This is a genomic window from Pseudomonas sp. NFPP07 (assembly GCF_900115645.1).
GTDB classification, from domain to species: domain Bacteria; phylum Pseudomonadota; class Gammaproteobacteria; order Pseudomonadales; family Pseudomonadaceae; genus Aquipseudomonas; species Aquipseudomonas chlororaphis.
Genome location: NZ_FOXG01000001.1, coordinates 1,020,666 through 1,042,391, shown reverse-complemented (window position 1 = coordinate 1,042,391; position 21,726 = coordinate 1,020,666). Strand labels below are relative to the sequence as shown.

The following is a 21,726-nucleotide window of genomic DNA, read 5'->3' as shown; positions in this document are numbered from 1 at the left end:
CGTTGAGCTAACCAATACTAATTGCCCGTGAGGCTTGACCATATAACACCCAAGCAATTTGCGCGTAACAGCCAGATTGCGGTGTGTGAAGACGAAACGAACCGAAAGTTCGAGAAAACACACAAACTATCGCATACCCAATTTGCTGAAACGTCGAAAGACGGCTCGGCACACCGAATTTCTTGACGACCATAGAGCATTGGAACCACCTGATCCCATCCCGAACTCAGAAGTGAAACGATGCATCGCCGATGGTAGTGTGGGGTTTCCCCATGTGAGAGTAGGTCATCGTCAAGATTAAATTCCGAAACCCCAATTGCGAAAGCAGTTGGGGTTTTGTTTTTGTGCGCGGAAAACGGTTCTTATCTCCAAACAATTTTGCACAGTTATTTTCGGGACGGACCTCTAGAATAGCTTCACGCCTTTTCAGAGCCAGAGCCTTGTATGTCAGATACGGTTGACGCCCCCCGGCTGTCGGAGTTGCCGCTGGACGATCTGGTGGCCTGCCACGAATGCGACTTGCTGATGCGCAAGCCAGAGTTGGCCCACGGAGAAAAAGCCCAGTGCCCCCGCTGTGGTTACGAGCTATATGCACACCGCCATAACGTCGTGGATCGCAGCTTGGCATTGGTTATTGCCGCGCTACTGCTCTATGTCCCCGCGAACTTTTTACCCATCATGCAGCTCAATCTACTCGGACAATCCTCTGAGGACACCGTGTGGAGCGGCGTTATCGGTTTGTTCAATACCGATATGCAAGGCGTGGCGGTGGTGGTGTTTCTCTGCAGCATGGGTATTCCATTGCTCAAGCTGGTCTGCCAGTTGTTCGTGCTCCTGAGCATTCGCCTGGACATAGGTCGCAGTTACGGCCTGTTGCTGTACCGCATTTATCACCACTTGCGGGACTGGGGCATGCTCGAGGTCTACCTGATGGGGGTATTGGTCGCCATCGTCAAGCTGGCGGACCTGGCTGCCATGACGGTCGGCCTGGGGTTGGTGTGTTTTGTCAGCCTGTTATTGGTTCAGGTGTGGCTTGAGGTGGTCATGTCGCCCCATCAGATATGGGATGCCCTGGCCGGGGAGGATGCGCATGCGGGCGATTGATGCGGGCATTCTGGTCTGTAATGAATGCCACGAGCTGAACCGGCAGGAACCCGATACCGATGAGCAGATCTGCACTCGCTGCGGAGCCCTGGTGCATGCTCGTCGCCCCAACAGCATCATGCGTACCTGGGCACTGCTGATCACCGCGGCGATCCTGTACATCCCGGCCAATGTGCTGCCGATCATGACGGTCACGTCACTCGGCCAGGGTGACCCCAGCACCATCATGTCGGGGGTGATCGTACTGGTGCAGCACGGCATGATCCCGATTGCGGCGGTGGTATTCATCGCCAGTATCCTGGTGCCCACCTTCAAGCTGGTGGGGATTGCCCTGTTGCTGTTTTCGGTCCAGCGCCACCAGCCGTTATCGGCGCGGCAACGCATTTGGATGTACCGCTTTATCGAGTTCATCGGCCGTTGGTCGATGCTGGATATCTTTGTGATCGCCATCCTGGTGGCAGTGGTGAACTTCGGTCGGCTTGCCAGTATCGAGGCCAATCTCGGTGCAGTGGCCTTTGCCAGCGTGGTGATTCTGACGATGCTCGCCGCAGTAACTTTTGATCCCCGACTGATCTGGGATAACACGGAGTCGGACGACGACAATGAGTGATTTGCCTAAAGCTAAAACCCGTCCGGCTTCGAACTGGTCGGCCATCTGGGTCCTGCCCCTGATCGCGTTGCTGATCGGCGGATGGTTGGGCTGGCGTGCCTACAGTCAGACCGGTATCGAGGTCCAGGTGCGCTTTGAAAGCGGCGAGGGCATCCAGGCCAACAAGACCGAGGTGGTCTACAAAGGGATGTCGGTGGGCAAGGTCAAGGCCCTGGCCCTGGACGACGAAGGCAACACCAGAGGGGTGATTGCCACTGTCGAGATGAACAAGGACGTCCAGCAATACCTGAAGAGCAGCACACGCTTCTGGCTGGTCAAGCCGAGCGTGACCCTGGCCGGGATCACCGGGCTGGAGACGCTGGTTTCAGGCAACTACATCGCCATCAGCCCGGGAGAGGGCGAGCCTGCGCGCAAGTTCAAGGCGCTGGCCGAAGAGCCGCCGTTATCGGATGCCAAGCCGGGCCTGCACGTGACTATCAAGGCGGATCGCCTGGGTTCGCTGAACCGCGGCAGCCCGGTGTTCTACAAGCAGATCCAGGTGGGGCAGGTGAAAAGCTACCTGCTCTCCGAAGACCAGAACACGGTGGAGATCAAAGTCTTTATCGAGCCGACCTACGCCAACCTGGTACGCAAACATACGCGTTTCTGGAACGCCAGCGGCATCAGCATCGACGCCAACCTGTCCGGTGTGAAAGTGCGTAGCGAATCCCTGGCCAGCATCGTCGCCGGCGGTATCGCCTTCGCCACCCCGGAGAATCGCCGGGACAGCCCGCCAACCGACCCGACCCTGCCGTTCCGTCTCTACGAGGACTTCGACGCGGCGCAGGCGGGCATCCGGGTCAAGGTCAAGCTGAGTGATTTCGAAGGGCTCCAGGCAGGCCGCACGCCGGTCATGTACAAGGGGATTCAGGTCGGTAACCTCAAGGCCCTCAAGGTCGACCCGGATCTGTCCAGCGCCACGGCGGAACTGACCCTGGACCCCTTGGCCGAGGATTACCTGGTGCAAGGCACCCAGTTCTGGGTGGTCAAGCCTTCGATCTCCCTGGCGGGTATCACCGGTCTGGAAGCCCTGGTCAAAGGCAACTACATCGCGGTGCGCCCAGGTGACAAGGGCGCTGCTCCGCAACGCGAATTCGAGGCGCGGCCCAAGGCGCCGCCGCTGGACCTGCGCTCCCCTGGCCTGCACTTGGTGCTGTTCACCGAGAACCTCGGTTCGCTGGAGGTGGGCAGCCCGATTCTGTACAAGCAGGTCAAGGTCGGCTCGGTGCAGAGCTACCAGTTTTCGCGGACCCGCAAGCAGTTGGTCATCGGCGTGCACATCGAGAAGGAGTACGAAGGGCTGGTGAACGGCTCGACGCGCTTCTGGAATGCCAGCGGTGTCACCTTGACCGGCGGCCTGACCGGCGGCATCCAGGTCAAGAGCGAGTCATTGCAAAGCCTTATGGCCGGCGGTATCGCTTTCGACACGCCGGAACCCAACGTGCCACTGAAAAAGCGCATCCCACGTTTCCGCTTGTATGCCGACAAGGAGCAGGCGACACAGAAGGGCACCCTGATCAGCATCAAGGTCGAGCGCGCCGATGGCCTGCGTCCGGGCACGCCTATCCGCTTCAAGGGGCTGGATGTCGGCAAGGTCGAAGACGTCGACCTGAGCGGCGATTTGCAGTCGGTGCTGCTCAAGGCTCGGATCACCGAGGTGCCGGAGCGAATCGCGCGGGTCGGCAGCCAGTTCTGGGTGGTCAAGCCGGAGCTTGGCTTGATCAAGACCGCCAACCTGGAAACCCTGGTGACCGGGCAGTACATCGAAGTGCAGCCGGCGGCGAAGAACCTCGGCGCGCAAACCAGCTTTGTCGCCTTGCCCCAGCCACCGGAAGCTGCAGTCGCCGAGGCCGGCCTGAGCCTGGTGCTGAGCGCGGCGCGGCGCGGCTCGCTGAAGGTCGGCGTGCCGGTGACTTACCGCGAGGTAACGGTGGGCAAGGTCACGGGCTACGAACTGGGCCAGACCGCCGACCGGGTGTTGATCCATATCCTGATCGAGCCGAAGTACGCGCCGCTTGTGCGTGGCGGTACGCGTTTCTGGAACAGCAGCGGGTTCGGTATCGACATCGGCCTGTTCAAGGGCGCAACCGTCCGTACCGAGTCGCTGGAGACCCTGATCCAGGGCGGCATCGCCTTTGCCACGCCGGATGGCGAGCGCATGGGCAACCCGGCACGGCCAGAACAGACCTTCCCGTTGTTCGACAAGTTCGAGGACGAATGGCTGACCTGGGCACCGAAAATCCCCCTGGGCAAATAACCCAGAAAGCAAAAAGGCCGTGATCGAAAGATCACGGCCTTTTTGTTTTACGGCTTCGGGCGGGTTACACCTCGTCCAGCTCCGCTTCGGCTTCCGGTTCGACGTTCAGGGTGGCCTTGACCTGATCGTGACGGCGGATGTACTTCCAGTCCGCCTCGTCGATGTAGATACCGTTCGGGCCGCTGCCGCCTTCCAGGTCGATGGCGACCTGGGCCGACACCTGCGGCTTCACACTGGCCAGGATCGGCACGAAGCCCAGTTGCAGGCTGGTTTCCAGCAGCGCTGCCTGGTTCTTCTCGTCGATGTCCGCGGCCTCGTCGAGGTAGTACGGCAGGCGGATGCGCCCGGCCTGCTCGCGGTCCATCAAGTGCAGCAACAGGTACATGTTGGTCAGCGCCTTGATGGTCATGGTGGTGCCGTTGGACGCCGCGCCATCGATATCGGTGTGGATCACCGGCTGGCCATGGACCTTGGTGATCTCGAACGCCAGCTCGAACAGGTCCTTCAGGCCCAGCTGGTTGTGGTTGGCCGCGACCAGGCGGGCCAGGTATTCCTTGGCCTCCTCGTTCTTGTTGTCCTGTTCGGTGCTCTGGCTCAGGTCGAACACCGACAAGGTCTCGCCTTCTTCGTACTGGCCGGCGCTGTGGATGATCTGGTCGATGTGCTTGAGGGCTTCCTTGTTCGGCGCGAGCACGATACGGAAGCTCTGCAGGTTGGACACCTGGCGTTTGTTGATCTCGCGGTTGAACAGCGCCAACTGATGCTCGAGGCTGTCGTAGTCGCTGCGGATGTTGCGCAGGGTCCGGGCGATGTCGGTGACGGCCGCGCGACGCGCCTTGCCCAGGGTCAGGGCTTCGTCGGTGCGGTGCGCATAAGCGTTGATCAACAGTTGCAGGCGGCGCTCCATGTCGTCTTCGCTGTCGAACTTGGCCACGCCCTTGAGGCGCACCTGGGCGTACAGCGCCTCGATCTGGCCATCGACCCGCTGCAGGCCCTGCCAGCTGTCCTGGTAGTCGTTGAGCAGCGGCAGCAGGTTGTCCATGGAGTCGTCCACCGGCTCCATGAACGGCGTACCGAACGGCAGGTCCGCCGGCAACAGCTGGCGACGGCGCAGGGCATCGTCGAGGGTGCGTTGCTTGGCTTCCATGTCGCCGATCTGCCGGCCCACCAGTTGCAGCTTGGCCGACAGCTGCTGGACGCGTTCGGTGAAGGCGTCGCTGGAGCGCTTGAGTTCGTCCTGGGCGGCTTCCATCTGCGCCAGCTGTTCCAGCTTCTCGCCTTCCTCGGCGCTCAGGGTCTGCGCGCGGCGGAAATCTTCCAGGGCTTTCTGCGCATCCAGCACCTGCTGGTACAGCGCTTCGGTCTGGGTCTTGCTCGCGGCGCGGTCGGCGGCTACCGCGGCCTGGGTTTTCAGCTGCTTGAGTTCTTTGTCCAGGCGCTCTTTCTGGTCGCGCAATGCCGCGCGGTCCGCCAGGGCCTGCAAGGCCGGTGGCTCGATGTGGGAAATGTCGATGGACAGCCCCGGCACTTCGAAGCGCTCGCCCTTGAAGCCATCGAGGATCAGCTCCACGGATTTGACCCAGTCGCCGTTCTCGTCCAGGGCGATGCCGTGCTCGCCCAGCGGCAGGCTGAACAACTGGCTGTTGAACAGGCGCATCAGGCGCTCGACGTCCTGTTGCGAGAATTCCTCGCGCAGGCGCGCATAGCTGTTGTTGTCGGCGTTATCGAGCTGCTGCTTGACCGACTTCAGGCGTTTTTCCAGGTCCCGCAGGCGCTCTTCCAGGTCCTCGGCGGAGAACTGCCGGGACTGGGCCAGGGCGCCGGCCAGTTCGTCGTGGGCATCCTTGGCCGCCAGCAGTTGCTGCTCCAGGACCTTGACGTCATCCACCAGGGCGAAACGATGCTTGAGCACCGAGAGCTCGCCGAGCCAGCGCTGGGTGCCGGTGATTTCCCGCTCCAGGCGCATCATTTCCTGGGTGCTGCTGCGCTGGTCGTTCTGCAGTGCGTCCTGTTCGTTGCGGTAGTGCTCGGCCTGGATGGTCAGCTCTTCCTTGCGCGCGCTGGCGTAGTCGGACCAGGTGCCCAGCAGCGAATCGAGCAGCGGCGACAGGCGATGCAGTTTGCCGCGCAGGATGTCGCGCTGTGTCACGCCGTTGGCCAGGGCTTCCACCAGGGGACCCGCGGCCACCAGCGAGTTGTAGTCCTGCTCCATGCGGCGCACGTCGCGGAAGGCGTCTTCGCAGGCGGCAATGTAGTCGACGCTGCCGGAGCGCAGGCTGTGCTCGAAGGCATCGAGGAACAGCTGCTTGAGCTTGGCCGCGGTGATTTCGCGCATGTGCAGCAGGTTGATGAACAGCGCGCGGAAGGTCTTCAGGCTCTGCTCGCTGGTGGAGCGCAGCGGGATCAGGGTCAGGTCCAGCGGAATCGAGGTATGTCCGCCCACCAGCAGGCGGCGCAGTTCATCCGGCTTGAGTTCATAGGCCTTCAGGCCCTGGCGCTCGAGGTTGGTGAACAGCTCTTTCTGCCGCAGGCAGGTGTCGTCTTTCTGGTAGTGCGCCAGGTCCAGCGAGCCGGCATAGGCGAAGAACTGGTGACCGAAACTGCCGCCCGGACCGCGCCCGGCCACGCCGATCACATGCGGGCCATGGGGCAGGGACACTTCCACCAGGATGTAGCTGGTATCGGTGGCGAAGTAGAAACGCCGCGACTGTTCCAGGCTGTACTTGCCGAAGCTCATGTCCGACATGCGCGCCAGGATCGGGAATTGCAGGGCGTTGATCGAGGCGGACTTGCCCAGGTTGTTCGCGCCGTAGACCGACAGCGGCTCTTCCAGCGGGAACAGGCCCAGGCTGTAGCCGGCGGTGTTCAAAAGGGCAAAGCGGCGGATGCCGTAGCGTTCCTTGCTCATGCGTCGAGCTCCTGTTCTTCGGCAATGGCGCGGGCCAGTGCGTCCTCTTCACTTTCCGATTCGACGAATTCGCTGAGGTCCAGCGGGTCGTCGGTCTGCAGCAGTTTTTCGTCGCTGTCTTCGTCGATCAGCACCGGCGTCGGCAATGGCAGCACGCTGTGCAGGCTGGCGGCCAGGTCACGGTCCTGCTGCACCGACAGGCACACATCGAGGAAGCGGTGCATCGGCGGCAGGAAGCGGTAGATGCCCGGCTCCTCGCCGGCAAAACCCAGTTGGGTCATGCGCCGCATGATTTTTTCTTCCAGTTCTTCATGGGTCTGCACTTCGGCCTGGATGAACAGGTCGCGGTACTTCTCCAGCAAGGACGGCAGTTCGTCGCGGCCGAGGCTGCCGCCGTCGAGCACGGCGACCGGGTCGCGGCCCTGGTCGGCCAGGTGCTCCACCAGGATGAAGGTGAACAGCGCCAGGCGCTGGGCGGTCTTGTTCACCTGGGCGGCGGCGTTCTCCGGCACGAAGTAGTAGAAGCCACGGGTGTCGCACACCAGTTCGAAGCCCAGGGCCTTGAACAGGGTGCGGTACTGGTCCTGGAAGTTAGACAGTTGGGAGTACAGCTCCGGGTCGCGGCGGCTGACGTGATAACCCTTGAACAGCTCGCGAAAGATCGGCGCCAGCTGGGACAGTTCGGAAAGATCAAGATGCATGTGGAGTGCTCGCAGAATTCTCAGCGGCGTCATCGCGGGCCGAGAGCAGGGCGAAGGAGCGCAGGCTGACCTGGTGCTCGTGGGTGTGGTAGTCGCGGCGTTCCAGACGCTCGCGCTTGAAGCGTTTTTCCCGCGACAGGCGGGAGAACCAGTACAGCAACTCGTCGGTGGCGCCGTCCGGTTCCTGTTCCAGCAGCCAGGTCATCAGGTCCGGCATCGGCAGGGCATCTTCGCAGCGGTCGAGCATCTCGCGGACCGTACGTGGCGCCCGTGGCGCATTGCCGCCCTTGTGGGTCTTGTGCGCCTTGGGGAAGCGCGTCGGCTTCGGTTCGAAGCTGGCCAGGGCATAGACATAGGCCTCGACCTGGCCGGAGCTGCCGAGGAAGGTGCTTTGCGGACGGGTGAACAGTGGCATGGCCGCTTGCGGCACGGCGTCGATGCCCTTGCGCCGGATGGCCGACAGGGCCAGGGCTGCGCCGCGGGTCACGGCGTTGTGCCGGCGGGCTTCTTCACGCAGCGGCAGCAGCAGTTCCCGGGCGTGACGCAGGGTCAGCTGGGCGCTGGTCTGCATTTCCAGGATCCGCGCGTGGGTGCGCAGCAGCATGTCGTCGTCCACCAGGTGGCCCAGGCGCTGCTGTTCGGTGAGCATGCGCAGCAGGACGTTCTCGACCTTGCGCACGCCTTGCTCGAAGGCGCCGTCGGCGTTCACCAGCTGGATCATCGGCTCGACGTATTCGTCCCAGGTGGCCAGTACCTCGGCGTACCGCTGGCGCAGGGGAATCTGCCGGTCGCTGGTCTTGGCCCGCTCGGCGACGGCCACCAGGGCCTGTTCGTCGTTGGCGAGTTTTTTCAATACATCGCGCACGCGCATGTCCAGCAACCGCAGCTGGCGGGCCAGGTCATGGCCGTCGCGGATGTCGAAGGCGTCCTGGATGTAACCGGCCAGGCGTTCGAGGTGGCGCAGGTAAGCTTCGATTTCCAGGCACAGGCCCAGGCGGTGCTCGCGCCGCAGGTAGGCGAGGAAGTCGTGGATCTGTGCGTTGAGCTCGAAACGGTTCGGGCTTTTCGCCACCGGAACCAGGATATCCAGGCGGATCCACACGTCCAGCAGGCTGGTAATGTCCTGTGGCGTACTGTCAATTTGCTGTGTGGCCAGCTGTGAACGCAGTTCGGCGAGGCTCAGGGTGCCTTGGTCGAAGTGCTCGCACAGTGGCTCCAGAAGTGCCCAGTGTTCGGCGAGGGCGCGCAACACGCGCTTGGGTTCGATCATCGGAATGGCCGGCTGGTTGGCAATGAAAAGCAGCGATTGTACTGCATCGGAAGGCCGACGATTCACCCCTCGGTCTTGTCATGGGCTGGACCGGTGTTTTTGTGACGAATCAACTGCGGGCGATCTTCGGCGAAGGACGGTAGAATCCCCCCACTTCAGTTATCCACAAGTGGCCGACCTTTGCTTATCGAGTCCCGCCGTCGCGCTTATCTGTCCGCCATGCAGGTGGTCAGCTGGCTGCCGCGCACCGAATTGCCCTTTGCGGCGCCGTCCCGTCCCGAGTTGTTGGTGATTGCCGAGCCCGTGGTCGAGGCCCCGGCAGCCCCTGCACCTGTGGCCAAAACGGTTGCCGAGCCTGTGGTCAAGCCTGCCGAGCGGCCGAAAATCGAAGTGCCGCGTCCCACCGGCGCTGCCGTTCGTCCGGTCAGCAAGCCCGTGGTCGATGCCGAGGAAGCCCCGGCGCCGGTCAAGGCCCCGCCCGTGCCGCCACCGCGTTTCGCCCTGCAATTGCTGCGCGCCGGTCGTTGCCTGCTGCTGGTGGAGTTACCCACAGGCGAAGCCTTCCAGAGCCGCGACCCGGCCTATCTGCTGCTCAAGGACATGCTGCGCGCCGCCGGCCTGCCGGACAGCCCGCAGATCCTCGCCGAGCCGGTGCGCTGGCCGATGCTGACCCGCGGCAATCTCGACCAGGGGCCGGACGCGGCGCGGGATTTCGTCCAGGCCTTTGTCGGGGCGCGGGTCGAAGAAGAACCGTGCGTCTGCCTGTGGCTGATCGGCCTGCCGGCGGTGCGTTTCGCGGGCGAGGCTGATGCGCAGTCCTACAACCGTGAACTCCAGGTCGAAGGCCTGGGCTCGGCCTGGGCGCTGCCTGGGCTGGAACTATTAATGGAAGAGCCACAGCGTAAGGCTGATGTCTGGCAAGCCATGCGTCGGCTGATGGCGCGTTGGAAAAGTAGCAATGAGTGACGCTTTATCGTTCCGCCAGGCCACCGAGGCGGATCTGGATGCCATCCTGAAAATCGAATACGCGGCGTTCAGCCATCCCTGGACCCGCGGCATTTTCACCGATGCCCTGAAATCCTATGAAGTCTGGCTGATGTTCGAAGGCAGCCAGCAGGTCGGCCACGGGGTGATCCAGGTGATCATCGACGAAGCCCACCTGCTCAATATCACCGTCAAGCCGGAAAGCCAGGGCCGTGGCCTGGGCCTGCGCCTGCTGGAAGAATTGATGAAGCGCGCCTACCAGAAAGACGCGCGCGAATGCTTCCTCGAAGTGCGTTCCAGCAACCAGACCGCCTACCGGCTGTACGAGCGCTACGGTTTCAACGAAGTGGGCCGCCGCCGCGATTACTATCCGGCGACAGGCGGGCGCGAAGATGCGCTGGTGATGGCCTGCACCCTGGTCGATTGATCGCACTGGCTTATGTAGCAGCGATCTTGCTCGCGATGGCGCCAGCGGTGACGCCGCCTGCTGTCAGGTTTTAGGTGTGATGCCGGCCCTGCTGGTGCTATCGCCGGCAAGCCGGCTTCTAGAGGGGCTCGGATAGCGCTTCAGCGTTTGCCATCCAGCGGATCGCGCTGGGCCAGTTCGGCTTCGTCCAGGCCATTGCCGCCGCCGATATCGTCTTCATCGACAATGCTCAGGTCCCAGTCGGCCGGCTGGTCTTCACCGGCTTCATGGGCGGAGCGGGCGCCGTCTTCGTGGATCAGGTTTTCCGGGGTCAGCTCATCGTCGTTGGGCTCATCCTCGGCGTTGCCGGTCAGGCCGGAGCCATGGATGTGCCGGTGGGGAGTACGATGCTCCACAGGGCTGGAAGCAGGGTCGCCGACCCTGGCGCCGGGTTCTTCTTCATCGAAGTCCAGCTCTTCCATGGAACCCATGCGGTCTTCGTTGTCGTCGATGGGCTCGGGCTGAGGCGCGCCATAGGGACGTCGTGATTCAGTCATGACGGTTGCTCATACTTTTGGGCTTAAAGAGTGGACCCACCAGACCTGGCAAGATTCAAAGGGGTGGATAAGCGGTATCTGCATAGACGCGCGTGACCCCGACAGACAGTCGTCTGTCATAGCAACGCATCAATCCTGAGGCTTCATAGCATGAACGAACTACAAGACCTGATTGATAACAACGAGCGTTGGGCCGAAGCGATCAAGCAGGAAGATCCTGAATTCTTCTCCAAGCTGGCCCGCCAGCAGACGCCGGAATACCTGTGGATCGGCTGTTCGGACGCCCGTGTACCGGCCAACGAGATCGTCGGCATGCTTCCCGGGGATCTGTTCGTACACCGCAACGTGGCCAACGTGGTGCTGCACACCGACCTCAATTGCCTGTCGGTGATCCAGTACGCGGTGGACGTGCTCAAGGTCAAACACATCCTGGTCACCGGTCACTATGGCTGTGGCGGCGTGCGCGCCTCGATGCAGGATCGCCAGCTGGGCCTGATCGACGGCTGGCTGCGCTCGATTCGCGACCTGTACTACGAACATCGCGAAGTCCTGGGGCAACTGGCCACCGAGGAGGAGCGGGTCGACCGCCTCTGCGAGCTGAACGTGATCCAGCAAGTGGCCAACGTCGGCCACACCAGCATTGTGCAAAACGCCTGGCATCGCGGGCAGAGCCTGTCGATCCACGGTTGCATCTATGGCATCAAGGACGGTCGCTGGAAGAGCCTGAACGCCACCATCAGTGGCTTCGAGCAGCTGCCGCCGCAGTATCGCCTGCGTCCGGTCGGGGCGCTCTGAGGCGCTGAAAACCCATCGCGAGCAAGCTCGCTCCTACGGGCGATGTGCCGTTCTGTAGGAGCGAGCTTGCTCGCGATGGGATGTAGCCGTTACCGCTTGTCCGTCAGATATGCGGCGGTGCTTCGGTACTCATCGACGGTGCCGGCGCCTTCAGCTGCTTCAGCTGGGTCTGCACCGGCGTGGTGGCGCACTTGGCCTGGGCCTGTTCCGGCGTCAGCTTACGGATCGAGGTGTAGAACAGGGCGCAGGTCTGCTCTTTGTTGGTCACCTGCCAGTTCTGCGTGCAGCTTTTGAGCTGCACTGTCGGGTCGCTGCCCGGCTTGCTGCCCATCCCGGCCTGCCAGCAGGCCGCGCTCAGATCCTGCCCCATCACCTTCAAACCGGCCGCGTCGGCCTTGGCCTCGTCGCCGTCGTAGTTCTCCGGATCCGCCGCGTACCAGATGTAACTCGGGTGGTTGGAGCCCAGCACCGGCACCTTCAGGCCCGCGCTCGGGCTGATCTGCGCCAGGCCCAGCACGTTCACGGTCGGGCCGTACTGCTGCTTGATCCAGTTACGCACCGGCGCGCCGAAGGCCACCATTGGCAGGGCGGCACCGCTGGCACTCTGGCTGATCTGTTTGACCATGGTGGTCTGGTAGTCCTGGAAGTAGCCATAGACGCCTTCCAGGTCCTTGCCCGCGCTGGAGGGGGCGGCGATCGGTGCAATGTCGATGATGGTCTGGTAGCCCGGGGTCTGCTCGGCGGGAATGCCATTGGTGGTGAGCAGGGTGGCCCAGCGGTCGGTGGTGGCCGATTTCAGGTAGTCCTGGGCCTGAGTCAGCGAGTAGTCCGGCGGGAAGTGCAGCAACTCGACGCTCTTGCGGTTTTCCAGGGCCATGCCCAGGGGCAGGAACAGATACCAGCTGTAGGTCCATTTGCCGTCGCTGTTGAGCTTGCTGGCGCCCTGGTAGGCCAGGTCGCCGGCATCCAGCAGGGCGGTCAGCGGCTTGCCATAGTCCTTCGGAACACCGCTGATGTTGGCGTACAGCTGGTTGTTGTCGGTCTTCACCTTGACCTTGGCGGTGCTGTAGCCATCGCGCTTCACGCTTTGGGTCAGGTAATGCTCGACGGTCTGTTCCAGCGTCCAGTTGCGAAAGCAGATCACGTTGCAGTTGTTGGGGTAGGAGAAGAGTTGGGTGACGCGCTGGGTGTTGCCCAGCTTCAGATCGACGTTGGCCTGGGCTGCGGTGCTCAGGGTCAGGCTACTTAGGGTCAGGCCGCCCAGGGTCAGGGCGGCGAGGGGGAGGGACAATCCTGCGAGTTTCATGCTTGGCTCCTTGTCAGCGTTGGCCTCGTCTGGGCGAGGTAAGTTCCGTACTGAAACAGTAGCGGGTGACAAGGAAAAGGGTGGATTTCTTTTGCACCCGCAGACGGCCGCCCGGGCGGCCGCTGCCGTCGGTTCAGGCCGGGAAGTGCAGGGCATTGCTCAGGTCGCCCATGGGCGCCTGCCCCCGGGCGGTCATCGCCGCGTCCCGTTGCTTGAGGCCGTCGAGCGGTTCCAGCTGGAACACCCGGGTGATCAGCCGCAGGATCGACGCGGTGTCGTACACCGTATGGTCTACCGTGCCCTTGCGGGCGAACGGTGACACCACCAGCGCCGGGATGCGTGTCCCCGGCCCCCAGCGGTCGCCCTTGGGCGGGGCGACGTGGTCCCACCAGCCGCCGTTCTCATCGACCGTGACGATCACCACCATGTTCTGCCACTGCGGGCTTTCGCGCAGCACCTTCAGGGCACGCACGATATGCCGGTCGCCCGCGGCCACATCGGCATAACCGGCGTGCATGTTGAGGTTGCCCTGGGGCTTGTAGAACGCCACCGGCGGTAACTTGCCGGCCTCGGCATCGGCGAGGAAGCGGTTGCTGCTCGACTCATCGCCCAGGCCCGCATCGCGCAGGTGATGGTTGCGTTCGTTGGGATGCTCGGGACCGAACTGCGCGAAGTAGTTGAACGGCTGGTGGTGGTACTGGAAGTTGGGGATCTTCGGAATCCCCGCCGAATCCTTGTAGGCGTCCAGCGTGACCTGCCAGGCGCCGGCGTACCAGGCCCAGTCGATGTCCTTGCGCGAGAGCTTGTCGCCGATGGTGTCGTGGCGCTGCGGCACCAGCACATTGGGCAGGTCGGCCTTGGCATAGGCCGGGCGCTGCGGGTCGCGGATCCAGGTCGGCCAGTACGGCGGGGCCATGGTATTGACCGCGTAGCCGTCCGGGGTCAGCAGGCTCGGGCCGAATTGCGGCGGGCCGCTCATGGCGCTGGCCGGGGATTGCTCCAGCGGCTTGAGGCGGGTGTCGAGCGGGTCGTCGCTTTGCAGGGTGGCGATCTGCGGCTTGGCCACCGAATTGGCCGCATCCGGATAGAACGGCACGGCGGCGCTGATCAGGTACTGGTGGTTGAGAAACGAGCCGCCGAAGGTGCCCTGGAAGAAGTTGTCGCACAGCACGAATTCCCGGGCCACATCCCACAGGCGCAGCTCATAGCGGCTCTGGGCGTAATGCCCCATGGGCAGGCCGCCGGCGTCGGCCCAGGCGACAAAACCATCGTTCTTGCCGCCGTTGATCTGCATCTGGTTCTGGTAGAACACGTGCCACAGGTCGCGGGTGACCAGGCCCAGGGGCAGGTTTTCGCCATCGGGGCCCTTGAGGGCGAAGGGCGCGTTGGGCAGGTGCTCCTGGTACTGGGTGCCGACCGGATAGGTCACGCCATCCAGGGCCTGGGGCCCGACTTGGGCGACGCCACCCCAGACCGGCGGCAAGACCGACAACAGGCTGCCGTCACGGTCGCGTTGCTGATAGTCGGCGGGCTTGAGGGCCGAGAGCGGTTTTTCCAGCCCCGGGAAGTCGGCGAACAGATTGTTGAAGCTGCGGTTCTCGGCATAGATCACCACCACGTTCTTCACGTTTTCGCGCAGCGCCCGGTCCAGTTCGGCCGGCGACAGCGGGCGTTCCACCGGCTTGCCCGGCGCCGGGTCGTTGTGGCCGCAGGCGCTGAGCGTCGCGCCGACACCCAACACCGCCACGCCGCCGAGAAAACGCCGGCGGCTGGTGTCGGTGGGTGGCTCCGTGGCCTTGGAATGTTCTGGGTCTTTCGAGTGTTCGTCGCTCATGCGGGTCCCTGATTACCTTTCGATCAATTCGTAACAAAGTATTTCGGCTGCACGGTAGCAACCGAATATGACGGAAAGACTACAGAAAAGGCTCTGGGACGGGGCTTAGACGGTGGTAGGGGGAAGCTGGAAGGCGTGTAGGGTTGCTTCTGCAGGAGCCGCTGGCAACAGATTACGGCGCCACGGGCGGCATGTAGCTCAAGGTGGTGCCCAGTGCCCACAGCAGCACCAGCACCAAGGGTGCGTGGACCAGCAACTGGACGAAGGAGAAGCCGATCAGGTCCCGCGCCTTGAGCCCCAGCACCCCCAGCAGCGGCAGCATGTAGAAGGGGTTGATCAGGTTCGGCAGTGCCTCGGCGGCGTTGTAGATCTGCACTGCCCAGCCCAGGTGGTATTGCAGGTCATTGGCCACCTGCATCACGTAGGGCGCCTCGATGATCCACTTACCGCCGCCCGACGGAATGAAGAAGCCCAGCACCGCCGAGTAGACCCCCATCAGCAGCGCGTAGGTGTCGTGGGAGGCGATCTGCACGAAGAAGGTCGAGATGTGGTGGGCCAGGGTCTGGCCGTCGACGCCTTTGACCACCGTCAGCAAGGCCGCGATGGAGCCGTACAGCGGGAACTGGATCAGCACCCCGGTGGTGGTCGGCACGGCGCGGGCCACCGCTTCGAGGAAGCTGCGCGGGCGCCAGTGCAGCAGCGCGCCGAGCATCAGGAACAGAAAGTTATAGGTGTTGAGCCCGGAAATCGCGGTGATCGCCGGCTTGGTGGCGAACTCATGGTAGAGCCAGCCGGCCGCCAGCAGGGCCAGCAGGATGGTCAACAGCGGGCTGTATTCCAGCCACTCGCCGGGGCGGGTACGCGGTTGTGGCTTGGGCATGCTGAAGCTCGGGTCGATGCCGCAGGCCTTGGCGTCGCGCGCCGAGTTCGGGCCGGGCGCGGTGGCATAGGCGATGACCAGCGAGACGACGATCAAGGCCAGCAGCAACACGCCCGACTGCCAGAGAAAGATGGTCTGGGTGAACGGAATCACCCCGGTGATCGACAGGATCGACGGCGGCAGGCTGCCCGGGTTGGCCTGCAATTGCGCGGCGGAGGACGACAGGCCCAGGGCCCAGACCGCGCCCAGGCCCAGGTAGGCCGCGGCGCCGGCGGCGCGGTAGTCCATGCGCAGTTCGGTACGCCGGGCCAGGGCCCGCACCAGCAAGCCGCCGAACACCAGGGACAGGCCCCAGTTGAGCAAGGAAGCGACCATGGAAATCAGCGCCACCCAGGCCACGGCGGAACGGCCGTTCTTCGGGATGCGCGCCAGTTTGTCGATCAGCTTCACCGCCGGCGGCGAGCTGGCGACCACATAACCGCCGATGACCACGAAGGCCATCTGCATGGTGAAGGGGATCAGGCTCCAGAAACCGTCGCCGAAGGCCATGGCGGTGTCGGTGGGCTTGGCGCCCATGGCCATGGTGGCGAGGGCGACGATGATCACCGCCAGCGCGGCGAACACCCAGGAGTCGGGGAACCAGCGCTCGGCCCAGTTCGAGCAGCGCAGGGCAAAACGGGCGGAACGGCTGTCTTCAATGTCTGTGGACACGTCGATACCTCAAGTCTTTTTTATGTTTATCAGGAGGTCGGTCGCCTCAGGCTGGGGCGGCCGAAAACTGTGCAAGAATGCGGCAATTGGTACTCACTGCAAAGGATTGAAGTACATGCCATTCCCGCTCGAAGAACGCCAGGCGCTGCTCAAGCTCAAGGGTGTCGGCGAAACCGTGGTCGCCCGCCTCGAACAACTGGGCATCGATTCCCTCGCCCAGCTGGCCCGGGCCGATGCCCTGGAGATCGTCACCCAGGCCGCGGCCCTGGTCGGCTCCAGCTGCTGGAAAAACAGCCCCCAGGCCCGTGCGGCGATCCAGGCGGCGATCGCCCTGGCCAAGGGCGCCTGAAGCGGTGAGCCGCGAAACGCCTTTCGCCTATCAGGCGGTCTACCGCTACCTGGTGGAGTGGCTGGACGGCGCCAGCGCGGCTGAGCAGCGCCTGCCGTCATTGCGCGCCCTGGCCCAGCGCCTCAAAGTCTCGGTTTCCACCACCAAGTACGCCTATGGCTTGCTCGAGGACGAAGGGCGGATCTACGCCCGGCCCAAGCAGGGCTACTTCAGCCGCCCCGTGCCGGCGCCAGGGCTGGCGCCGGATACGGAGCTGCTGGACAGGGTCTATGCCTACGCCCGCCAGCCCGGAATGCTGGCGCTGTGCAGCGACGCTCCGGCGATGCTGCTGTCGCTGGACAATCCCCTGTTGACCGCCGAGCGCGAGCTGGTACGCCAGTACCCACGCTCTCAGGCACCGCTGTACCAGCCGTTTGGCGAGGCGGAGCTACGCACGGCGCTGGCCGAGCGCTACACCCGCTCGACCACGGATTACTGGCAGGCCGAGCAGGTGTTTCTCGGCACGGATTTGCGCGCGGTGCTGGCATTGTCGCTGGATGCCCTGGAGCTGAACGGCAGCGTCGCCCTGGTGGAGTCGCCTTGTTCCTGGGCGATCCTGCGGCAATTGCAGGCGGCGAAGATCCGCGTGATCGAGCTGCCGCTGGACGCCGCAGGACGCTTCGATCGCCAGCGCCTGCAGGAGGTGCTGCAACGCGAACCGGTGCGCCTGGCGCTGCTGTCTTCGACCCTGAGCACACCCCACGGCAGCCTGATGCCCGCGGCGGACAAACGGCAGCTGTGCCGCTGGCTGGGGGAGCGCGGCATCTGGCTGTTGGAAAATGACAGCTATGGCGAGTTCTGCTTTACCCCGGCGCCGGCGCGGTATCGCGATTACGCCGATCCCGAGCGGCTGCTGGTGTTTTCCACCTTCGACAAAGTCATAGGTTCCGAGGCGCCCTTCAGCTATGTGTTGTGCCGTGGCCAGGGCGCGCGCTTGCAGCGGCACTTTCTCGAGCGCGCGTTCCGCCTGTCACCGATCCGCCAGAAGGCCGTGGCCAAACTGCTGGGCAGCGGCCGGGTCGATCAGCACCTGGTTCAGTTGCGCGGCCTGCTGCGCGAACGCATGGGCCAGCTGCAGGCGCTGCTGGCCGAACACGCCGCCGAGCAGTTGCGGGTGGTCACCCCGGCCGGGGGCGCGACCCTGTGGGCCGAGGCCACGCGCCCGGTGGAGATGCTCCAGGTGTATGAGCAATTACTGGGGCAGGGCATCGTCATCGCCCCGGGGCAGATGTTCAGCCAGCAAGGCCTGTGGCGCCATCACCTGCGTCTGAGTTTCACCCTCGACTGGCGCCAGGACATTGCCGGCGCCGTGCAACGCCTGGCCCGGGCCATCGATCAGACGCCGTAGCAGTGTCGCGCCTCGGGGAAGCGGCCGTCGCGCACCTCGGCGGCGAACCGCTCGCAGGCCTGGCTGATCAGCGCGCCGGCATCGGCGTACTGTTTGACGAAGCGCGGCACCTGGGGCCCGCCCAGGCCCAGCAGGTCCTCGGTCACCAGCACCTGGCCGTCGCAGGCGGGGGAGGCGCCGATGCCGATGGTCGGCATCGCCGAGAAGTCGCTGATGCGCCGCGCGAGGTTTTCCGCCACCCCTTCCAGCAACAGGCTGAACGCGCCGGCCTCGAGGTGGGCGCGGGCGTCGGCCTCGATGGCCTGGGCCGTGGCGTCGTTCAGGCCCTGGGCCTTGAAACCGCCCATGACATTCACGTACTGGGGCATCAGGCCGATATGGGCCATAACCGGAATCCCGCGCTGCACCAGGAACTCCACGGTCGGCGCCAGGGCCAGCCCGCCTTCGAGCTTGAGCGCGTCACAGTCGGTGCGCGCCAGCACCTCGGCACAATTGCGGTAGGCCTGTTGCGGCGATTCCTGGTAACTGCCGAACGGCATGTCGGCGATCACGCAGGCCAGCCGGGTGCTGGCGACCACGGCGCGGGTGTGGCCGATGATCTCTTCCAGGCTCATGTCCAGGGTCGAGGTGCGGCCGTAGCCGACCATGGCCGTGGAGTCGCCGATCAGCACGAAATCGACGAACGGGTCCATCAGCCGCGCCATGTGGCTGGTGTAGGCGGTCAGGGAGACGATCTTCTGCTGGCCTTTCATGGCCACCAGTTGCGGCACGGTCAGGCGTTTGCTGCGGGTATGGATGCTCATGGCGGCTTTCCTGTTGCGGGTGGGAAAGTCGCCGATTATTGGCGTCCGCGGCGGCGATTCAATGCACAGGAAAAGCCTAAAAACCGACCCAGAAGGGGGTTGCGGTTGTCCCTCGCGGCGTTTGCGTAGACCATGGGCGCCTTGAATTTCGCCCAACACCGAGTGGCTTTATGTCCTTTTCCCCTGACGCGCGGCCGGCGCCGTTTTCCCGGTCCGACTACAAGACCCTGGGCCTGGCGGCACTGGGCGGCGCCCTGGAAATCTACGATTTCATCATCTTCGTATTTTTCGCCCTGACCCTGAGCCAGCTGTTCTTCCCGCCGGAAATGCCCGAGTGGCTGCGGCTGTTGCAGAGCTTCGGGATCTTCGTCACCGGCTACCTGGCGCGGCCGCTGGGCGGCATTCTCATGGCGCACTTCGCCGACCGCCTGGGGCGCAAGAAGGTGTTCAGCCTGAGCATCCTGATGATGGCCCTGCCGTGCCTGCTGATCGGCATCATGCCGACCTACGCGCAGATCGGTTATTTCGCGCCGCTGTTGCTGCTGGCGCTGCGGGTGCTGCAAGGCGCGGCGGTGGGCGGTGAAGTGCCGAGCGCCTGGGTGTTCGTCGCCGAGCACGCACCGGCCGGCCATCGCGGTTACGCCCTGGGCTTTCTGCAGGCCGGGCTGACCTTCGGCTACCTGATCGGCGCGCTGACCGCGACCCTGCTGGCGCAACTCTTCACCCCTGCGGAAATCCTCGATCACGCCTGGCGTTACCCGTTCCTGCTCGGTGGAGTGTTCGGCGTGATCGGCGTCTGGCTGCGCCGCTGGCTCAGCGAAACCCCAGTGTTCATGGCCATGCAGGAACAGCGCGACAGCGCCGTCGAACTGCCGTTGCGCACCGTGCTGCGCGAGCATCGCCTGGCCCTGTTGCCGGCGGCGATTCTCACCTGCGTGTTGACCTCGGCGGTGGTGGTGTTCGTGGTCATCACCCCGACCATGATGCAGAAAACCTTCGGCATGAGCGCCAGCCACACCTTCGCCCTGAGCAGCCTGGGCATCGTGTTCCTGAATATCGGTTGCGTGCTGGCCGGGCTGATCGTCGACCGCATCGGCGCCTGGCGCACGGTGATGCTCTACAGCCTGCTGCTGCCGCTGGGCATCGGCCTGCTCTACGGTTGCCTGATCAGCGGCGGCGCCTGGGTCGGCCTGGCCTACGCCATCGCCGGCCTTGGCTGTGGCGTGGTAGGTGCGGTGCCATCGGTGATGGTCGGCTTGTTCCCGGCGCGGATTCGCGTCTCCGGCATCTCCTTTACCTACAACATCGCCTACGCGCTGTGGGCGAGCACCACGCCCTTGCTGCTGATCGGCCTGATGCCCTGGAGCCCATGGATCTGCGTGATGTACTGCGCGGTGATGGGCGCGGTCGGGGTGGTCAGCGCGGGGTACTTCGGTACGCGCATGCCAAGGCTGGCAGGCAGTGGGGCGCCTGGGGTCTGTGCCGGGTCCTGAGACGCTTTCGCGCAGCAGAGAAAATCACCCCCGCAAACGCCTGCAGGCGCCGGGGAACGCGGGCTAGAGCCTTCGCTGCCAGCCCGCGTTTTAGCCCGACCCATACCGCTGAAAGTTGTGCTTAGCCAAGGCCCATTTACCCGCTAATCTCTCGAAAAAAACGCGCGGTCCACGCGCCAGTTTTCGGGAGCTGCCTTGATCCGGTCCGTCCTTCGTTCCCTGCGTGATTTCTCCACGCTGCCCCCGCTGCTGCAGGCGGCGTGGTTGTCCTTTGCCATTGGCCTGTTCATGGCCCTGCTGCATCTGTGGATCTTCAACCTTGTCGACTATGGGCTGGACGGTGCCAACGTCGAATCCCTCAGCGGCAAGGTGCTGTATGCCGACCGTGGCGGGATGCTGATAGAGGACGCGGAGAGTGGCGAATACACCCGGCTCAAGGTGGTTCGAGGCATCAGCTATCTGAACGTCGGCCATGACCAGATCCTGGGTCGCACGCTGAGCTTCACCCACCTGCGCGACGCGGTGCTGACCTGCACCCTCGATGGCCAGGAGCTGTGCATCGCGCAATGCGCCAACGCCATGGAATGCCTGGACAGCCGCCGCGAGCGCGAGACGCCGCAGGGCATGTTGATCGTCGCGTTCGGCACCAGCCTGGTGTGCCTGGGCCTGCATGGGCTGCGCCGGCGCAAGCCCGCGTCGGGTAGCGGGATCTTTTGAATTGCCGCCGGGCACCGTTGCCCCTAGGCTGTGCGGCATCCGTTTCAGACCAGGAGCCCCGCATGCAGGTCGTGCCGATACTCGAGACTTGTGCACAGGTGCAGGCGCGTGTGCGCGAGCTGCGCAACCAGCCGGATGTGCGCAAGTACATGTACACCTCCCACGAGATTTCCGAGGCCGAGCACCGTGCCTGGCTCGACTCGCTGGCGGGCAATCCGCGGCAGTCGGTGTTCGTGGTGCTGCAAGAGGGAATCGCCTGTGGCGTGGTGTCGCTGAACGCGATCAATGCCCTGCACAAGAGCGCCGACTGGGCGTTCTATCTGGACAGCGGCTTGCAGGGCAAGGGCCTGGGCAGCCAGCTGGAATTCTGGCTGCTCGACCATGCCTTCGGCGCGGCCGGCCTTGCGAAGCTCAACTGCGAGGTGCTGGCGCTGAACCAGGCGGTGATCCGCCTGCACCAGAAATTCGGTTTCACCCTCGAGGGCGTGCGCCGGCAGAACGTCGAGAAGGACGGCCAGCGCATCGACGTGGTGCTGCTCGGCATCACCCGCGAGGAATGGGCCGCCCGGCGCCCGGATATGCTCGCGGTGATGGCGCGCCTGGGGCGCTGAAAGC

The 21,726-nt window shown here is 64.0% G+C and carries 19 protein-coding genes and 1 rRNA gene; 12 read left to right on the top strand and 8 right to left on the bottom strand.

Going from position 1 to position 21,726, the window contains the following annotated elements:
• Positions 1-181: 181 nt before the first annotated feature.
• The 4 genes from rrf to BM019_RS04930 all read left to right on the top strand — a co-directional run bounded on the left by rrf (position 182) and on the right by BM019_RS04930 (position 4,010).
• A 5S ribosomal RNA gene (rrf, locus tag BM019_RS04945) occupies positions 182-297 on the top strand.
• A 147-nt stretch (positions 298-444) separates the two neighbouring features.
• Positions 445-1,104, top strand: a complete 660-nt coding sequence (locus BM019_RS04940) for a paraquat-inducible protein A (RefSeq protein ID WP_092417741.1) — start codon at positions 445-447, stop codon at positions 1,102-1,104.
• The gene (locus tag BM019_RS04935) at positions 1,091-1,714 is read left to right on the top strand and encodes a paraquat-inducible protein A (protein ID WP_085532507.1); all 624 of its coding nucleotides are present in this window, start codon (positions 1,091-1,093) and stop codon (positions 1,712-1,714) included. Before BM019_RS04940 ends, BM019_RS04935 begins: the two co-directional genes overlap by 14 nt.
• Positions 1,707-4,010: a PqiB family protein gene (locus BM019_RS04930; protein ID WP_092417740.1), complete on the top strand. Its 2,304-nt coding sequence runs from the start codon at positions 1,707-1,709 to the stop codon at positions 4,008-4,010. The genes BM019_RS04935 and BM019_RS04930 overlap by 8 nt, the downstream gene beginning before the upstream one ends.
• 64 nt (positions 4,011-4,074) lie before the next feature.
• On the opposite strand, the gene mksF is transcribed toward BM019_RS04930, so the two are convergent.
• Genes mksF through mksB form a run of 3 tightly spaced genes read right to left on the bottom strand, consistent with a single transcriptional unit; the run spans position 4,075 to position 8,889 of the window.
• Positions 4,075-6,918, bottom strand: coding sequence for an Mks condensin complex protein MksF (mksF, locus tag BM019_RS04925; RefSeq protein ID WP_092417739.1), 2,844 nt, complete (start codon positions 6,916-6,918; stop codon positions 4,075-4,077).
• The gene (gene mksE, locus BM019_RS04920) at positions 6,915-7,619 is read right to left on the bottom strand and encodes an Mks condensin complex protein MksE (RefSeq protein WP_007930132.1); all 705 of its coding nucleotides are present in this window, start codon (positions 7,617-7,619) and stop codon (positions 6,915-6,917) included. The genes mksF and mksE overlap by 4 nt, the downstream gene beginning before the upstream one ends.
• Positions 7,609-8,889 (bottom strand): Mks condensin complex protein MksB, encoded by a 1,281-nt coding sequence (gene mksB / locus BM019_RS04915; RefSeq protein WP_037005321.1) that lies wholly within the window; start codon positions 8,887-8,889, stop codon positions 7,609-7,611. The genes mksE and mksB overlap by 11 nt, the downstream gene beginning before the upstream one ends.
• Positions 8,890-9,069: 180 nt before the next feature.
• On the opposite strand from mksB, the gene BM019_RS04910 reads away from it, so the two are divergent.
• Positions 9,070-9,855: an energy transducer TonB gene (locus BM019_RS04910; RefSeq protein ID WP_092417738.1), complete on the top strand. Its 786-nt coding sequence runs from the start codon at positions 9,070-9,072 to the stop codon at positions 9,853-9,855.
• On the top strand, positions 9,848-10,300 hold the full coding sequence (gene rimI, locus BM019_RS04905; protein ID WP_009045633.1) for a ribosomal protein S18-alanine N-acetyltransferase: 453 nt from the start codon (positions 9,848-9,850) through the stop codon (positions 10,298-10,300). The genes BM019_RS04910 and rimI overlap by 8 nt, the downstream gene beginning before the upstream one ends.
• A 140-nt stretch (positions 10,301-10,440) precedes the next feature.
• Here rimI and BM019_RS04900 read toward each other — a convergent pair whose 3' ends face one another.
• Entirely contained in the window at positions 10,441-10,836 is a 396-nt protein-coding gene (locus BM019_RS04900) for a serine kinase/phosphatase (RefSeq protein WP_092417737.1), read from the bottom strand.
• 150 nt (positions 10,837-10,986) lie between these two features.
• On the opposite strand from BM019_RS04900, the gene can reads away from it, so the two are divergent.
• The gene (can, locus tag BM019_RS04895; RefSeq protein ID WP_007930139.1) at positions 10,987-11,631 is read left to right on the top strand and encodes a carbonate dehydratase; all 645 of its coding nucleotides are present in this window, start codon (positions 10,987-10,989) and stop codon (positions 11,629-11,631) included.
• A 103-nt stretch (positions 11,632-11,734) separates the two neighbouring features.
• Here the strand turns inward: can and BM019_RS04890 are convergent, their stop codons facing one another.
• From BM019_RS04890 to BM019_RS04880, 3 genes are all read right to left on the bottom strand, one after another.
• A complete protein-coding gene (locus BM019_RS04890) occupies positions 11,735-12,937 on the bottom strand; it encodes a hypothetical protein (protein WP_009045631.1) in 1,203 nt (400 codons plus the stop codon).
• A gap of 133 nt (positions 12,938-13,070) precedes the next feature.
• Complete coding sequence (locus BM019_RS04885) at positions 13,071-14,771, bottom strand: acid phosphatase (protein ID WP_092417736.1); 1,701 nt, start codon at positions 14,769-14,771, stop codon at positions 13,071-13,073.
• 172 nt (positions 14,772-14,943) lie between these two features.
• Positions 14,944-16,362 carry a short-chain fatty acid transporter gene (locus BM019_RS04880; protein ID WP_007930148.1) on the bottom strand — a complete coding sequence of 473 codons (1,419 nt, stop codon included), beginning with the start codon at positions 16,360-16,362 and terminating at the stop codon, positions 14,944-14,946.
• 115 nt (positions 16,363-16,477) lie between these two features.
• Between BM019_RS04880 and BM019_RS04875 the strand changes: the two genes are divergently transcribed.
• On the top strand, positions 16,478-16,711 hold the full coding sequence (locus BM019_RS04875; RefSeq protein WP_092417735.1) for a Pathogenicity locus: 234 nt from the start codon (positions 16,478-16,480) through the stop codon (positions 16,709-16,711).
• Between the two features lie 4 nt (positions 16,712-16,715).
• The gene (locus BM019_RS04870) at positions 16,716-18,098 is read left to right on the top strand and encodes an aminotransferase-like domain-containing protein (RefSeq protein WP_092417734.1); all 1,383 of its coding nucleotides are present in this window, start codon (positions 16,716-16,718) and stop codon (positions 18,096-18,098) included.
• Here BM019_RS04870 and panB read toward each other — a convergent pair.
• Positions 18,086-18,901: a 3-methyl-2-oxobutanoate hydroxymethyltransferase gene (gene panB, locus BM019_RS04865; protein ID WP_092417733.1), complete on the bottom strand. Its 816-nt coding sequence runs from the start codon at positions 18,899-18,901 to the stop codon at positions 18,086-18,088. The two genes, BM019_RS04870 and panB, sit on opposite strands and share 13 nt — an antisense overlap.
• A gap of 170 nt (positions 18,902-19,071) precedes the next feature.
• Between panB and BM019_RS04860 the strand changes: the two genes are divergently transcribed.
• The 3 genes from BM019_RS04860 to pseH all read left to right on the top strand — a co-directional run bounded on the left by BM019_RS04860 (position 19,072) and on the right by pseH (position 21,722).
• Complete coding sequence (locus tag BM019_RS04860) at positions 19,072-20,394, top strand: MFS transporter (protein WP_092417732.1); 1,323 nt, start codon at positions 19,072-19,074, stop codon at positions 20,392-20,394.
• 195 nt (positions 20,395-20,589) lie between these two features.
• The gene (locus BM019_RS04855) at positions 20,590-21,111 is read left to right on the top strand and encodes a hypothetical protein (RefSeq protein WP_239691039.1); all 522 of its coding nucleotides are present in this window, start codon (positions 20,590-20,592) and stop codon (positions 21,109-21,111) included.
• Between the two features lie 62 nt (positions 21,112-21,173).
• The gene (gene pseH, locus BM019_RS04850) at positions 21,174-21,722 is read left to right on the top strand and encodes a UDP-4-amino-4,6-dideoxy-N-acetyl-beta-L-altrosamine N-acetyltransferase (protein ID WP_007930162.1); all 549 of its coding nucleotides are present in this window, start codon (positions 21,174-21,176) and stop codon (positions 21,720-21,722) included.
• Positions 21,723-21,726 lie beyond the last annotated feature (4 nt).